The 14187-nt window shown below is 67.3% G+C and carries 14 protein-coding genes; 8 read left to right on the top strand and 6 right to left on the bottom strand.

Features of this window, described 5'->3' with window-relative positions:
* Positions 1-366: 366 nt before the first annotated feature.
* The gene (gene nadB, locus FOC67_RS04230) at positions 367-1983 is read left to right on the top strand and encodes an L-aspartate oxidase (RefSeq protein WP_009315252.1); all 1617 of its coding nucleotides are present in this window, start codon (positions 367-369) and stop codon (positions 1981-1983) included.
* Here the strand turns inward: nadB and FOC67_RS04225 are convergent.
* Together FOC67_RS04225 and FOC67_RS04220 are read right to left on the bottom strand one after the other, a co-directional pair.
* Positions 1952-2404: a protein YgfX gene (locus tag FOC67_RS04225; protein ID WP_003085534.1), complete on the bottom strand. Its 453-nt coding sequence runs from the start codon at positions 2402-2404 to the stop codon at positions 1952-1954. The two genes, nadB and FOC67_RS04225, sit on opposite strands and share 32 nt — an antisense overlap.
* On the bottom strand, positions 2388-2642 hold the full coding sequence (locus FOC67_RS04220) for a succinate dehydrogenase assembly factor 2 (protein WP_003085532.1): 255 nt from the start codon (positions 2640-2642) through the stop codon (positions 2388-2390). Before FOC67_RS04220 ends, FOC67_RS04225 begins: the two co-directional genes overlap by 17 nt.
* Positions 2643-2914: 272 nt before the next feature.
* On the opposite strand from FOC67_RS04220, the gene FOC67_RS04215 reads away from it, so the two are divergent.
* Both FOC67_RS04215 and FOC67_RS04210 read left to right on the top strand, forming a co-directional pair.
* On the top strand, positions 2915-3859 hold the full coding sequence (locus FOC67_RS04215) for a folate-binding protein YgfZ (protein ID WP_009315251.1): 945 nt from the start codon (positions 2915-2917) through the stop codon (positions 3857-3859).
* A 100-nt stretch (positions 3860-3959) separates the two neighbouring features.
* Positions 3960-4796 carry an HDOD domain-containing protein gene (locus FOC67_RS04210; protein ID WP_003085528.1) on the top strand — a complete coding sequence of 279 codons (837 nt, stop codon included), beginning with the start codon at positions 3960-3962 and terminating at the stop codon, positions 4794-4796.
* 7 nt (positions 4797-4803) lie between these two features.
* Here FOC67_RS04210 and FOC67_RS04205 read toward each other — a convergent pair whose 3' ends face one another.
* Together FOC67_RS04205 and FOC67_RS04200 are read right to left on the bottom strand one after the other, a co-directional pair.
* Positions 4804-6186 carry a sensor histidine kinase gene (locus FOC67_RS04205; RefSeq protein ID WP_003085526.1) on the bottom strand — a complete coding sequence of 461 codons (1383 nt, stop codon included), beginning with the start codon at positions 6184-6186 and terminating at the stop codon, positions 4804-4806.
* A complete protein-coding gene (locus FOC67_RS04200; protein WP_003085524.1) occupies positions 6179-6850 on the bottom strand; it encodes a response regulator in 672 nt (223 codons plus the stop codon). The genes FOC67_RS04205 and FOC67_RS04200 overlap by 8 nt, the downstream gene beginning before the upstream one ends.
* 210 nt (positions 6851-7060) lie before the next feature.
* Here FOC67_RS04200 and FOC67_RS04195 point away from each other — a divergent pair, with 210 nt between their 5' ends.
* From FOC67_RS04195 to FOC67_RS04175, 5 genes are read left to right on the top strand one after another with little or no spacing between them, the layout of a single operon-like run.
* Positions 7061-8344: an OprD family porin gene (locus FOC67_RS04195; RefSeq protein WP_003140943.1), complete on the top strand. Its 1284-nt coding sequence runs from the start codon at positions 7061-7063 to the stop codon at positions 8342-8344.
* 29 nt (positions 8345-8373) lie between these two features.
* The gene (locus FOC67_RS04190; protein WP_009315250.1) at positions 8374-9357 is read left to right on the top strand and encodes a tripartite tricarboxylate transporter substrate binding protein; all 984 of its coding nucleotides are present in this window, start codon (positions 8374-8376) and stop codon (positions 9355-9357) included.
* A gap of 48 nt (positions 9358-9405) precedes the next feature.
* Complete coding sequence (locus tag FOC67_RS04185; protein ID WP_003085516.1) at positions 9406-9876, top strand: tripartite tricarboxylate transporter TctB family protein; 471 nt, start codon at positions 9406-9408, stop codon at positions 9874-9876.
* A 10-nt stretch (positions 9877-9886) separates the two neighbouring features.
* Positions 9887-11404: a tripartite tricarboxylate transporter permease gene (locus FOC67_RS04180; RefSeq protein WP_003110251.1), complete on the top strand. Its 1518-nt coding sequence runs from the start codon at positions 9887-9889 to the stop codon at positions 11402-11404.
* The gene (locus tag FOC67_RS04175; RefSeq protein ID WP_009315249.1) at positions 11397-12434 is read left to right on the top strand and encodes an AbrB family transcriptional regulator; all 1038 of its coding nucleotides are present in this window, start codon (positions 11397-11399) and stop codon (positions 12432-12434) included. Before FOC67_RS04180 ends, FOC67_RS04175 begins: the two co-directional genes overlap by 8 nt.
* A gap of 125 nt (positions 12435-12559) precedes the next feature.
* Here the strand turns inward: FOC67_RS04175 and ung are convergent, their stop codons facing one another.
* Together ung and FOC67_RS04165 are read right to left on the bottom strand one after the other, a co-directional pair.
* A complete protein-coding gene (gene ung / locus FOC67_RS04170) occupies positions 12560-13255 on the bottom strand; it encodes a uracil-DNA glycosylase (RefSeq protein ID WP_009315248.1) in 696 nt (231 codons plus the stop codon).
* 99 nt (positions 13256-13354) lie between these two features.
* The gene (locus FOC67_RS04165) at positions 13355-14176 is read right to left on the bottom strand and encodes a VanW family protein (protein ID WP_003085508.1); all 822 of its coding nucleotides are present in this window, start codon (positions 14174-14176) and stop codon (positions 13355-13357) included.
* Positions 14177-14187 lie beyond the last annotated feature (11 nt).

The following is a 14187-nucleotide window of genomic DNA, read 5'->3' as shown; positions in this document are numbered from 1 at the left end:
CGAATCGTCTTGCCAAGATAGACTCGGGCTTCTTGCAAAAGTTCTCCCCTCCAAGCATGCGTCACGAGTTTTTTCCTCGCTCGTGACGTGCGGCCCCGGACATCGTGTCCGGGCCCCGCGAAAATGGATTGCATCGGGCTCAGGGCCCGGCCTCTGTGCCGCTGGGTAGGCCAACCGGACGAGGTCTTCAGGCATCCTGCTTTGGAACCGATGCGTCTAAGAAAGTTCCAGCACTACATCGCCCCGCTCTGATGACGCCTGCCGATGACAGGCCCGCAGCTCATCCGCCGGACCGGCAGCGGGGGTGCGCTATTGTGCCGCCAGGCCCTTCTATATACTAGGGCTCCACCACGGGGAAATGCGGGCATGAGCCAACATTATCAACACGATGTACTGGTCATCGGCAGCGGCGCCGCCGGCCTGAGTCTGGCCCTGACCCTTCCGGAACACCTGCGCATCGCCGTCCTCAGCAAGGGCGAACTGTCGCAGGGCTCGACTTACTGGGCCCAGGGCGGCGTGGCCGCCGTGCTGGACGATACCGACACCGTGGAATCCCACGTCGAGGACACCCTGGTCGCCGGTGGCGGCCTGTGCCGCGAGGACGCGGTGCGCTTCACCGTGGAGCATAGCCGCGAAGCGATCCAGTGGCTGATCGAACAGGGGGTGCCCTTCACCCGCGACGAGCAGCACAACCACGAGGAAGGCAGCTTCGAATACCACCTGACCCGCGAAGGCGGGCACAGCCACCGGCGCATCATCCATGCCGCCGACGCCACCGGCGCCGCGATCTTCAATACCCTGCTGGCCCAGGCCCGGCGGCGACCGAACATCGAGTTGCTGTCGCAGCGAGTGGCGGTCGACCTGATCACCGAGCGCAAGCTAGGCCTGCCGAGCAAGCGCTGCCTGGGCGCCTACGTGCTGAATCGGGAAAGCGGCGAAGTCGATACCTTCCGTGCCCGCTTCAGCGTGCTGGCCTCCGGCGGCGCGAGCAAGGTCTACCTTTATACCAGCAATCCCGACGGCAACTCCGGCGACGGTATCGCCATGGCCTGGCGCGCCGGCTGCCGGGTCGGCAACCTGGAATTCAACCAGTTCCATCCGACCTGCCTGTACCACCCGCAGGCCAAGAGTTTCCTCATCACCGAGGCATTGCGCGGCGAAGGCGCCCTGCTCCGCCTGCCCAATGGCGAGCGTTTCATGCCGCGCTTCGATCCGCGTGGCGAACTGGCGCCCCGGGACATCGTGGCCCGCGCCATCGACCATGAAATGAAGCGCCTGGGGATCGACTGCGTCTACCTGGACATCAGCCACAAGCCGGCCGAGTTCATCAAGGCGCACTTCCCCACCGTCTACGAGCGCTGCCTGGACTTCGGCATCGACATTACCCAGCAACCGATCCCGGTAGTGCCGGCCGCGCACTATACCTGCGGCGGCGTGCTCGTCGACCAGCACGGGCATACCGACGTGCCAGGCCTCTACGCCATCGGCGAGACCACCTTCACCGGCCTGCACGGCGCCAATCGCATGGCCAGCAATTCGCTGCTGGAATGCTTCGTCTATGCCCGCTCTGCCGCCGCCGACATGCTCCAGCGCCTGCCCGGCACGCCCCTGCCGGAAAGCCTGCCGAGCTGGGACGCCAGCCAGGTCACCGACTCCGACGAAGACGTGATCATCGCGCACAACTGGGACGAACTGCGGCGTTTCATGTGGGACTACGTCGGTATCGTGCGCACCAACAAGCGCCTGCAGCGCGCCCAGCACCGGGTGCGCCTGCTGCTCAGCGAGATCGACGAGTTCTACAGCAACTACAAGGTCAGCCGCGACCTGATCGAGTTGCGCAACCTGGCGCTGGTCGCCGAACTGATCATCCGCTCGGCCATGCAGCGCCGCGAAAGCCGGGGCCTGCACTACACGCTGGATTATCCGGACCTGCTGCCCGAAGCCCGCGACACTATCCTGGGGCCGCCCATCTACGGCGACTGAAGCGCAGGCGGACACGCAGGCGCCGATGGCTGTCGGCGCCCAATGCATCGGCCGGGATACAGCAGCCAAGGATGCGCCAGCGGCCCGGCAGGCGCACGCGCAGTACGATCAGCCAGGGCAGCGCCAGGCTGTCAGGGCGCAATTGCACCGCTTGCCAGCCGCTTCCGGCGCTCCACAGCTGCCAGCCCTGCTCGTCATGGCGCAACCCACGGAAGGCCCGCGAGCCGCGCAGCAGTACCTGGCGGTACAGCCCCCAGGCACCGTAGGCCAGGCAGACCAGCGCCAGCGGCGGCTTCAGCCAGACCGGCAGCGCCGCCAGCAGGATCGACAGCAGCGCCAGGGCCCACAGTGCCAGGCTCGCCGCCAGCAGGATCGGAGAGACCCGCCAGCGGCATTCGAACGGCTCAATCCGGCTGGACACGGTCCAGGATCATCCGCACCATCCGCCGCAGGTCGGCGTCTTCCGGCTCGCCGCGCTGCATGAACCAACCGAACATGTCCTGGTCCTCGCACTCCAGCAGCTTGCGGAAGCGCGCCTGGTCCTCGGCGTCCAGGCCCGGGTAAACCTCCTGCACGAAAGGCACCAGCAGCACATCCAGTTCCAGCATGCCGCGACGGCTGTGCCAGTAGAGTCGTTTCAGTTCGGTTTCATCTGCCATGTTCGGGCTCCTCGAAAACGCCCGGCATTATAGGGCGGTTGCGCTCGAATGGCGCGGCCCGATGACGAGGCGTCGCTCCGCCGGCGTCCGCCCTTGGTCGTATTGCCCGGCAAACCAAGGGCATCCGCGCGGGACGCAGGCCCATGCCGACGGCGGCCTCGGAAGTGTCCGACAACCGTCAAGGCGGATGCGCCAGGCATTCTTGCCCGCTGACAAGCCTCGGACCGAGTTCTATGATGACGGTCCTGACTGACTGACCGCGCAGCATCGCAATGGCCGACCCCGCTTTCCACACTCCGCTAGTCCATGAAGGCATCCTCGCCGTCCGCGGCCCGGACGCCGCCAAATTCCTCCAGGGCCAGTTGACCTGCAACCTCGCCTATCTGAACGACGAGACCTCCAGCCTCGGCGGCCGCTGCAACATCAAGGGCCGCCTGCTATCGAGCTTCCGCATCCTGCCCGAGGGCGACGGCCTGCTGCTGGCGATGGCCGGCGAGCTGCTCGAGGCCCAGTTGGCGGACCTGAAGAAATACGCCGTATTCTCCAAGGCCAGCCTTGCCGACGAGAGCGCAGCCTGGCTCCGCATAGGCTTGCGCGACGCCAGCGAGGCACTGCGCGCCCTGGGGATAGACACCCCGGCGGAGAGCGGCAGGATCGCCCGCCACGGCGACCTGCTCGCCGTCGCCCTGGGCGACGCCCGCGTCGAGCTGTGGGTTCCGGCGCAGCGTGCCGAGACGGTGCTTGCCACGCTCCGCGAGCACAGCCGCGAGGCGCCGCTTGACGATTGGCTGCTCGGCCAGGTGCGCGCCGGCGTCGGCCAGGTGTTCGGCGCTACCCGCGAGCTGTTCATCCCACAGATGATCAACCTGCAGGCGGTCGGCGGAGTCAGCTTCAAGAAGGGCTGCTATACCGGCCAGGAAATCGTCGCCCGCATGCAGTATCTCGGCCGCCTCAAGCGCCGCCTGTATCGCCTGGCGCTGGACGCAGACGAGGTGCCGGCGCCCGGCACCGGGCTGTTCTCGCCGGTCCATTCCACCAGCGTCGGCGAAGTGGTACTGGCCGCCCGTACACCGGAGAACAGCGTGGAATTGCTCGCCGTGCTGCAGGACGACGCCGTCGCCGACGGCCGGATCAGCCTCGGAAGCGCCGAAGGAGCGCCGCTCGTCCTCCTCAATCTGCCTTACACGCTGGACAGCGACCGCGAAATCCAGCGCTGACCGTAAACTGTGCCTCGCCGTCCGCGGACGGCCCGCCAGTATTCCCATGGCCGGTGCACGTACAGCGTGCTCCGGCCATTGCGTTTTCAAAGGAAATGCCATGAGCAAGCTTGCCGACAAAGTCCAACAGGACCTGATCCGCGCCATCGATCAGGATGAACTGGTGCTGCCGACCCTGCCCGAGGTGGCCCTGCAGGTCCGCGAGGCGGCGGAGGACCCGGATGTCAGCATCCAGGCCCTGAGCAAGGTGATCGGCAACGACGCGGCGCTGACCGCGCGCATCATCCGCGTGGTGAACAGTCCGCTACTGCGCAGCCCGAAGGAAATCACCGACCTGCAGATGGCGATCAGCCGGCTGGGCATCAACTACACCTGCAACCTGGCCACCGGCCTGGCCATGGAGCAGATGTTCCAGGCCACCACCGACGTGGTCGACCGCAAGATGCGCGAAGTCTGGAACAAGAGCACCGAGATCGCCGGCATCTGCCACGTGCTGGCCCGTCACTACACCCGCCTGGCGCCGGACCAGGCGACCCTGGCCGGGCTGGTGCACCAGATCGGCGTGCTGCCGATCCTCACCTACGCCGAGGATCACAACGAGCTGCTGTCGGACTCCATCAGCCTGAGCCACGTGATCGAGCGCATCCATCCGCTGATCGGCGAGCGCATCCTCAAGGCCTGGGATTTCCCCGCGCCGATCGCCGAGGTCCCGCGCCAGCACCTGGACTTCACCCGCAACTCGCCGCGCGCGGACTATACCGACCTGGTCCAGGTCGCCACCCTGCAGAGCTACCTTGGCAGCGAGCATCCCTATACCCGCCTGGACTGGAGCCAGATCCCGGCGTTCGCCAAGCTCGGCCTCGAGCCGACCGTCGACATGAAGGAAGACGAGGACCTCTCCAGCGCCCTGGAAGCCGCCACCAGCATGCTGCAATAGGCCCGCCCTACTCCGCCGGGAAGCGCACCCGCACCAGCAAGCCGCCCAGTTCGCCCTGGTCGAGCTGGATCTGCGCCCGGTGCGCCCGGCAGACCTCGCCGACGATCGCCAGCCCCAGGCCGCTGCCGGGGCTGTCGCCGCGCCGGTAGAAGCGCTGGAAGACCCGCTCGCGGTCGGCGGCGGGAATTCCCGGGCCATCGTCTTCCACTTCCAGCACGCCTCCCTCCAGCACCCTGAGGATCACGTTGCCGCCCTGCGGGGTGTGCGCCAGCGCGTTGTCCAGGAGGTTGCTGAGCAATTCGTTGAGCAGCGTCGGTTCACCCTGGATCCACACCGGCCCGGCGCTTTCCAGCGCCAGCGAGGCTCCCCGCGCATAGGCCAGCGGCGCCAGCGCCAGGCCCAGTTCCCGGGCCAGGGCAGTCAGGTCGATACGCTCGGCGCCACCCTCGGCGATGGCCTGGGCGCCGCTTTCGATGCGCGCCAGGGAGAGCAACTGGTTGGCCAGGTGGATCAGGCGGTCGGTGTTCTTCGCCGTGGTCTCCAGGGTCGAACGCCAGGCTTCCGGCTCCTGCTCGCGCAGGCCCAGCTCCAGGCGCGCCTTGAGCGCCGCCAGCGGCGTGCGCAACTCGTGGGCGGCATCGGCGATGAACTGCGACTGCCGCTCGAACAGGCTGCGCAGGCGCTGGGTGAAGTGGTTCAGCGACTCCACCAGCGGCCGCAATTCATGCTGGACCTCGAGCATCGGCAACGGCCGCAGGTCGTCCGGCTGGCGCTCTTCCACCTCGCGGCGCAGGCGATCCAGCGGACGCAGCGCGGCGCTCACCGCCAGCCACACCAGCACCAGCGCGCCGACGCCGAGGACGCCCAGGCGCAGCAGGGTATCGGTCATCAGGCTGCGCGCCATGCGCTCGCGGGCGCCTTCGGTCTCCGCCACGCGGATCTCCGCCATGCCGCTCATGCTCGGTTCGCTGACCGGTTGCAGCAGGCTCACCACGCGTACGTCGACGCCCTGGTAGACGCCGTCGTAGAACTTCGCCAAGGCCGGGTAGTCGTCGGTGCGCAGGGTCTCGGCGGGTGCTGCCGGAAGATTCTCGTAGCCGGAGATCATCCGACCATGGATGTCGTTGACCTGGTAGAAGATCCGCCCGGCGCTGTCGTAGGCGAAGGTATCCAGCGCCACGTAGGGGACGTCGGCGCGCAGGGTGCCGTCCTTCTCGTAGAGCCCGTCGGCGATCGCCCGCGCCGAGGCCAGCAAGGTCCGGTCGTAGGCGGTGTCGGCCACCTCGCGGCCGTTCCAGTAGGCGCTCAGGCCGCTCGCCAGGAGCACCAGCAGCAGGAGCAGGGCCAGCCACAGCAGCAGCCGTCCGCGCAGACTGCCGGCATCAGTCACCCTGCGCCTCCAGCAGGTAGCCGAGGCCGCGGAAGGTGACGATGCGCACGGCGCCGCCTTCCAGCTTCTTGCGCAGGCGGTGGACGTAGATCTCGATGGCGTCGGCGCTGGCCTCCTCGTCCAGGCCGAAGACCTGGGCGGCCAGTTGCTCCTTGCTCATCACCCGCCCCGGACGGGCGATCATCGCTTCCAGCACCGCCTGTTCCCGCGAGGTCAGGGTCAGCGGCTGCTCGTCGAGGCTGAAGCGCCGAGTGCCGAGGTCGTAGACCAGGGCGCCGCAGCGCTGCAACTGTTCGCCGCCGAGCACGCTGCGGCGCAGCAGGGCCTTGACCCGCGCCTCCAGCTCGGACAGTTCGAAAGGCTTTGCCAGGTAGTCGTCGGCGCCGAGATTGAGGCCGTGCACCCGGTCCTTCACCTCGCCGCGCGCAGTCAGCATCAGCACCGGCAAGGTCTTGCCGCGCCCGCGCAGGCGCGCCAGCACCTCGAAGCCGTCCATCCGCGGCAGGCCGACGTCGAGAATCGCCAGGGCGTACTCCTCGCTGGCCAGGGCCAGGTCGGCGGCCACCCCGTCCTGCAGCAGGTCTACCGTCCAGCCAGCGCCCTTGAGCGCCTGGACCACGCTTTCGGCGAGCTGCGGATGATCTTCCACCAGAAGGATGCGCATGGACGGTTCTCCACCACCGGATGAGGGCACAAGAGGCGAAGTGTACCGGGGAAAACCCTCCGGTAAATGGCTTCTCTGCCACCGGGGATTGCTGAAAGCCTGGCGAAAGCTTGGCGTCTTAGGATCAGTCGATGGACGGCGCAGATCGTCCGCCAAAACGCCCTGCAGCGTGGTGCTCGGCGTACAAGAACAAGAATCGGAGACCACTGCATGTCGACTTCCCTGCCGCAGGCCGCAAGGTCTGTACGTTTGTCCCGCAGCACCACCCTGACCACCACCGCCGTCGTGCTCGCCGGCATCGCGCCCCTGGGCAACGCCGCCGGCTTCCTCGAAGACAGCAAGGCCAGCCTGGAAACCCGCAACTTCTACATGAACCGCGACTTCCGCGACGGCCCCGGCCAGTCCAAGCGCGAGGAGTGGGCGCAAGGCTTCATCCTCAACCTGCAGTCCGGCTACACCCAGGGCACCGTCGGCTTCGGCCTCGACGCCATGGGCATGCTCGGCGTCAAGCTCGACTCCGGCCGCGGCCGCAGCGGTACCGGACTGCTGCCGAAGGATTCCGACGGCCGCGCACCGGACACCTACTCGAAACTGGGCCTGACCGCCAAGGTCAAGGTCTCGCAGAGCGAGCTGAAGGTCGGCACGCTGATTCCGAAGCTGCCATCGGTACAACCGAACAACGGGCGGATCTTCCCGCAGATATTCGAAGGCGCGCTGCTCACCTCGAAGGAGATCAAGGACCTCGGCTTCACCGCCGGGCGCCTGGAAAAGACCAAGATCCGCGACTCCAGCGACTCCGAGGACCTCGCGCTGAACGACAAGAACGGCCGCTTCGCCGGGGTCAGCGCCGATCACTTCGACCTCGGCGGACTGGACTACAAGCTCACCGACCAACTCACCGCCAGCTATCACTACAGCAACCTGCAGGACGTCTACCGCCAGCACTTCGTCGGCCTGCTGCACAGCTGGCCGATCGGTCCCGGCGAACTGACCAGCGACCTGCGCTTCGCCCGCAGCACCGACAGCGGCTCGGCCAAGGCCGGCGGCATCGACAACAAGTCGCTCAACGGCATGTTCACCTACAGCCTTGGCAACCATGCCTTCGGCGCGGCCTGGCAGCGAATGAACGGCGACGACGCCTTCCCCTACCTGGAAGGCAGCAACCCCTACTTGGTCAACTTCGTCCAGGTCAACGACTTCGCCGGCCCCAAGGAGCGTTCCTGGCAACTGCGCTACGACTACGACTTCGTCGGCCTCGGCATTCCCGGCCTGACCTTCATGACCCGCTACGTCAAGGGCGACAATGTCGAACTCGCCGGGCAGAGCGGCGAAGGCCGCGAATGGGAACGCAACACCGAACTGCAGTACGTGTTCCAGAGCGGCGCGCTGAAGAACCTCGGAATCCGCTGGCGCAACGCGACCTTCCGTTCCAATTTCACCCGCGACATCGATGAGAACCGCCTGATCGTCAGCTATACCCTGCCGATCTGGTAAGCCAGAACAAGAACTCCACAGGAGCACCGATGATGATGAAACTGTCTTTTCGTCCCCTCGCCTTGGTTGCCGCCGGCCTGCTGCTGGCCGGCGCCGCCGTGGCCGAACCCAAGCGTCCCGAATGCATCGCCCCGGCGTCCCCCGGCGGCGGTTTCGACCTCACCTGCAAGCTGGCGCAGAGCGCCCTGGTCGAGGCCAAGCTGCTGAGCAAGCCGATGCGCGTCACCTACATGCCCGGCGGCGTCGGCGCGGTCGCCTATAACGCGGTGGTCGCCCAACGCCCGGGCGACGCCGGCACCATCACCGCCTTCTCCAGCGGCTCGCTGCTGAACCTGGCCCAGGGCAAGTTCGGCCGCTTCGACGAGAACGCGGTGAAATGGCTGGCCGCCATCGGCACCAGCTACGGCGCCATCGCGGTGCGCACCGATTCGCCCTACAAGAACCTCGACGACCTGGTGAAGGCGCTCAAGGCCGACCCGAGCAAGGTGGTGATCGGCTCCGGCGGCACCGTCGGCAGCCAGGACTGGATGCAGACCGCGCTGATCGCCAAGGCCGCCGGGATCAATCCGCGCGACCTGCGCTACGTGGCCCTGGAAGGCGGCGGCGAGATCGCCACCGCGCTGCTCGGCGGGCACATCCAGGTCGGCAGCACCGACATTTCCGACTCCATGCCGCACATCCTCAGCGGCGACATGCGCCTGCTCGCGGTGTTCTCCGAAGAACGCCTGTCGGAGGCGGCGATGGCCAACATCCCCACCGCCAAGGAACAGGGCTACGACATCGTCTGGCCGGTGGTTCGCGGGTTCTACCTCGGGCCGAAGGTCAGCGACGAAGACTACGCCTGGTGGAAGAACGCCTTCGACCAACTGCTGGCCTCCGAGGACTTCGCCAAGCTGCGCGACCAGCGCGAGCTGTTCCCCTTCGCCATGACCGGCGAGGAACTCGACGGCTACGTGAAGCAGCAGGTCCAGCAGTACAAGCAACTGGCCAAGGACTTCGGCCTGATCCAGTAAGCCAGCCCGCGCGCGGCCGGGCCCCGGCCGCGCCACGAGGATAGTCCCATGACCCGTTCCAACCTGTACCAGCGCCTGTTCGCCGGGCTCTGGCTGCTCGCCTGCGTCGGCCTGGCGGTCGCCGGCTGGCGTTACCAGGCGCCGTTTTCCTACGAACCGGTCGGCCCGCGCGCCTACCCGCTGCTCTGCCTGGCGCTGATGGGCGCCGGCCTGGCCTGGTTGATCGTGCGGCCGACGCCGATCCGCCACGCCGAGGACGAACAGCCGCTGAGCGGCGCCGTGCTGCTCAAGGTGCTCGCCTGCATCGCCCTGCTGCTGGTGTTCGCCGGTCTGTTCGAAGCGCTCGGTTTCATCCTCAGCGCCGCCCTGGTCGGCTCCTGCATGGCCATTCTCTACGGCGCCCGGCCACTGCCCGCGGTGATCACCGCGAGCCTGCTCGGGATCGGCCTCTACTGGCTGTTCGACCGCGCCCTGGACGTCCCGCTGCCGCTGGGCGTTCTCGACTTCCTGCCGCTGTGAGGACTTCGCGATGGAAACCTTGAACTACCTCGGCCAGGGCTTCGGCGTCGCGATGACCCCGACCAACCTGATCACCGCGCTGATCGGCACCCTGATCGGCACTATCGTCGGCCTGCTGCCGGGCCTCGGCCCGATCAACGGCGTGGCGCTGCTGATCCCGGTGGCCTTCGCCCTGGGCCTGCCGCCGGAAACCGCGCTGATCCTGCTCGCCGCCGTGTACCTGGGCTGCGAGTACGGCGGGCGGATCAGCTCGATCCTGCTCAATATCCCCGGCGAAGCCTCGACCGTGATGACCACCCTCGACGGCTACCCGATGGCACGCAAGGGCCTGGCCGGCGTGGCCCTGTCGCTGTCGGCCTGGAGTTCCTTCATCGGCGCCTTCATCGCCACCTGCGGGATGGTCCTGTTCGCCCCGCTGCTGGCCAAGTGGGCGATCGCCTTCGGTCCGGCGGAATACTTCGTACTGATGGTCTTCGCCATCGTCTGCCTCGGCGGCATGGCCGGCGACAAGCCACTGAAGACGCTGCTGGCGGCGTTGCTCGGGCTGTTCCTGTCCTGCGTCGGGATCGACGCCAACAGCGGCGTGTACCGCTTCACCGGGGACAGCATCCACCTCGCCGACGGCATCCAGTTCGTGGTCCTGGTACTGGGTCTGTTCTCGGTCAGCGAGATTCTCCTGTTGCTGGAAAAGACCCACCACGGCCAGGAAGCGGTCAAGGCCACCGGGCGGATGATGTTCAACTTCAAGGAAGCCGCCAGCGTATTCTTGGTCAACCTGCGCTGCGGCGTGCTCGGCTTCGTCATGGGCGTGCTGCCCGGCGCCGGCGCGACCCTGGCCAGCGCCGTGGCCTACATGACCGAGAAGAAGCTGGCCGGCGCCAAGGGCGAGTTCGGCAAGGGCGACATGCGCGGCCTCGCCGCCCCGGAAACCGCCATTGGCGGCGCGGCCTGCGGCGCCATGGTGCCGATGCTGACCCTCGGCGTGCCCGGTTCGGGCACCACCGCGGTGATGATCGGCGCCCTGACCCTGTACAACATCACTCCCGGCCCGCTGCTGTTCCAGCAGCAACCGGACATCGTCTGGGGCCTGATCGCCTCGCTGTTCATCGCCAACGTCATGCTGATCATCCTCAACGTGCCGATGGTCCGTGTGTTCACCCGCATCCTCGCGGTGCCGAACTGGGCCCTGGTGCCGGCCATCGCGATCATCACCGGGATCGGCGTGTACGGCGTGCACGCGACTACCTTCGACCTGTTCCTGATGGTCGGCATCGGCGTGCTCGGCTACATCCTGCGCAAGCTCGACTTCCCGCTCTCGCCGCTGCTGCTGGGCTTCATCCTCGGCGGGCTGATGGAACAGAACCTGCGCCGCGCGCTGTCGATCTCCAACGGCGAACTGGGCATCCTCTGGTCGAGCCCGATCAGCCTGGTGACCTGGGCCCTGGTGGTGGTGATGCTGCTGTTGCCGCTGGTCCGCGCCTGGCGCCGCCGCGCGGCCCGTCGCACGACAGGGCTGGCCGATGCCTGAGCGCGTCACCTGGAGGCTGTACTGGGCGACGCCGTTGGTCGGCGCCCTTGGCGGCTGGCTGGCAAGCCTGGTCGGCTGGCCGCTGCCGTGGATGATCGGCTCGCTGCTGGCGGTGATGCTGGTGCGCTGCCTGGCCGACCTGCCGCTGGCCGAAGTGCCGGGGGCACGCAAGTGCGGGCAATGGATCGTCGGCATCGGCATCGGCCTGCACTTCACTCCGGCAGTGATCGAGCAAGTGCTGGCGCACAGCGCGATCATCGTTTTCGGCGCCGTGGCCACCACGCTTTCCAGCGTACTGGCGATCGCCTTCATGCGCCGCAGCGGCGAGGACCGCGCCACCGCGTTCTTCGCCAGCATGCCCGGCGGCGCCAGCGAGATGGTCAACCTCGGGCAGCGCCACGGCGCGGTGCTCAGCCGCGTCGCCGCAGCGCAGAGCCTGCGCCTGTTGCTGGTGGTGCTGCTGGTGCCGGCGGCGTTCCAGTACCTGCTCGGCGGCGGCCAGCCGGGCCCGCACCAGGCCGCGCCGGTGGACTGGCGCTGGCTGGCCCTGCTGTTCCCGGCCGGGGCGCTGGTCGCGCTGGGCTGGCAGAAGTTGCGCCAACCCAATCCCTGGCTACTCGGCCCGCTGCTGCTGGCGGCCAGCGTCAGCCTCGGCTTCGACCTGCATATCGGCCTGCCGGCCGGTTCCAGCGGCGTTGGCCAATGGCTGATCGGCAGCGCCCTGGGTTGCCATTTCAACCGCAGTTTCTTTCGCAGCGCTCCGGCCTTCGTCAGTCGCACCCTGGTCTGCACGCTGTGGATGATGTTCGCCGCGGCGCTCGCCGCCGAGTTGCTCGGCTGGCTGGCCACCCTCGACCACCAGTCGCTGATGCTCGGCATGATGCCCGGCGGCATCGCCGAGCTGAGCCTGACCGCCGAAGCCTTGCAGCTCTCGGTGCCGCTGGTCACCGCCTTGCAGGTACTGCGGCTATTGCTGGTGCTGTTCCTCGCCGAGCCGTGCTTCCGCTACTGGAGGAAGCGCGCCGGCTGATCGAGCCACGCCGCCACACTGGATGTGTGGCGTTTTCCAGCCCGCCTCGTGCGGGCTTTTTTATTCCGCGCGCGGCCAGAGGGCACACAGCGGCGCCCGCCATGTGAAGAGCTGGGCGACAGTGGTCAGAGGTCCGGCAGCGACCAGTCGATAGGCGTCTTGCCGTTCTGCTCGAGGAACTTGTTGGTGCGGCTGAAGTGACCGTTGCCGAGGAAACCGCGGTAGGCCGACAACGGCGACGGGTGCGCCGATTTGAGGATCAGGTGGCGCTGCGGGTCGATCAGCTTCTGCTTGCTCTGCGCGTGGCTGCCCCAGAGCAGGAACACCAGGCGCTCGCAACGCTCGTTGACCACCTCGATGACGCGGTCGGTGAACGGCTGCCAGCCGGCATTGGCGTGGGAGCCGGCCTTGGCCTGCTCGACGGTCAGCGAGGTGTTGAGCAACAGCACGCCCTGCTCCGCCCAGCGCTGCAGGTAGCCGTTGTTGGGAGTCGGGATGTTCAGGTCGCGGTTGAGTTCCTTGTAGATGTTCTGCAAGGACGGCGGCGTCGGCACGCCGGGCTGCACCGAGAAGCACAGGCCGTGGGCCTGGCCCGGCCCGTGGTAGGGATCCTGGCCGATGATCACCACCTTGACGTTCTCCAGCGGCGTGGTGTTCAGCGCGTTGAAGATCAACGGCCCGGGCGGGAAGATCGCCTTGCCGGCGGCTTTCTCCTGGCGCAGGAACTCGCCCAGTTGCTTCATGTAGGGCTTGTCGAATTCCTCGCGCAGCGCTTCCTTCCAGCTCGCCTCGAGCTTGATGCGGTCGTCGTTATCGGTCATGGAACCCCCTGTCTCGGTACTGAAAAAGTCGTCCGGCCTTTTTCAGAAGGTCGCCGACAGCCTGTGGCCGCGGAACCGTAGAAAAGCGCGCCGCGCTTGTCAATCTCGGGACAGGCGGGCCTCTTCCAGCGGATACTTCACGCGCACCCGGTTGCGGTACAGGCACTCGCTGGCCAGCAAGGTGCCGGCCTGGCCCTTTTCCCGGATGTCGCGCCAGATCTCGTTGAGCCTCAGCACTGCCTCGCCGTCGCGGACAAAACGCTGGGCCCTCTCGTAGACGTGGTAGCGCACAGGGCGCGGCGCACTGCACAGCAGTTCGCCTTCCAGTTGGTGGGCGGCGATATGGAAGCGCAACTGGAAGGTATCCGCCGTCGGATTGTGCAGCACCAGGTCGATGAAGTTGTAGAAGATCGCCGCGCCCGAGCCGAACGGCAGGATCCGTCCCTCGTCGGGAAACGGGTCGAAGCTGTGGTTGGCCCGCTCCACCACGCGCAGCGGCGAATGCAGGGCCATCCAGTGGATCAGGTTGCTCAGTTGGCAGATGCCGCCGCCGATTCCGCTGCGCGCCTCGCCGAAGGACAACTCCATGCCTTCGACGAAGCCACGCCGGGCGCTGGGCCGACCGACCAGCCGGCAGAACGAGAAGTACTCGCCGGGGCCGATGCGCACGCCGTTCATGCAGTCCACCGCCAGGCGCAGGTTGACCACCTTGTTGCGTTGCAGGGCGAGGTCGCTGTCGCCGAGGCGGCGGATCAACTTCGAGGTGTGCTTGATGTAGCGGTACGGCAGGCGCTCGTCGACCGATGGCAGCCGCACGTAGCGACGGCCGCCAAGACGCCAGCGGCAGTGCCGCCAGAGACGTCGTTGCCAGACCCGCAGCCAGTAGAGCCAGGGGTGGTAGAGCGATAGGGGTTTGCGCATCGACGATCCTT

The organism is Pseudomonas sp. FDAARGOS_761 (assembly GCF_013343155.1).
In the GTDB taxonomy this organism is placed as follows: domain Bacteria; phylum Pseudomonadota; class Gammaproteobacteria; order Pseudomonadales; family Pseudomonadaceae; genus Pseudomonas; species Pseudomonas aeruginosa.
The sequence above is the reverse complement of the archived record's forward strand: the minus strand, read 5'-3'. Positions and strand labels throughout refer to the sequence as shown.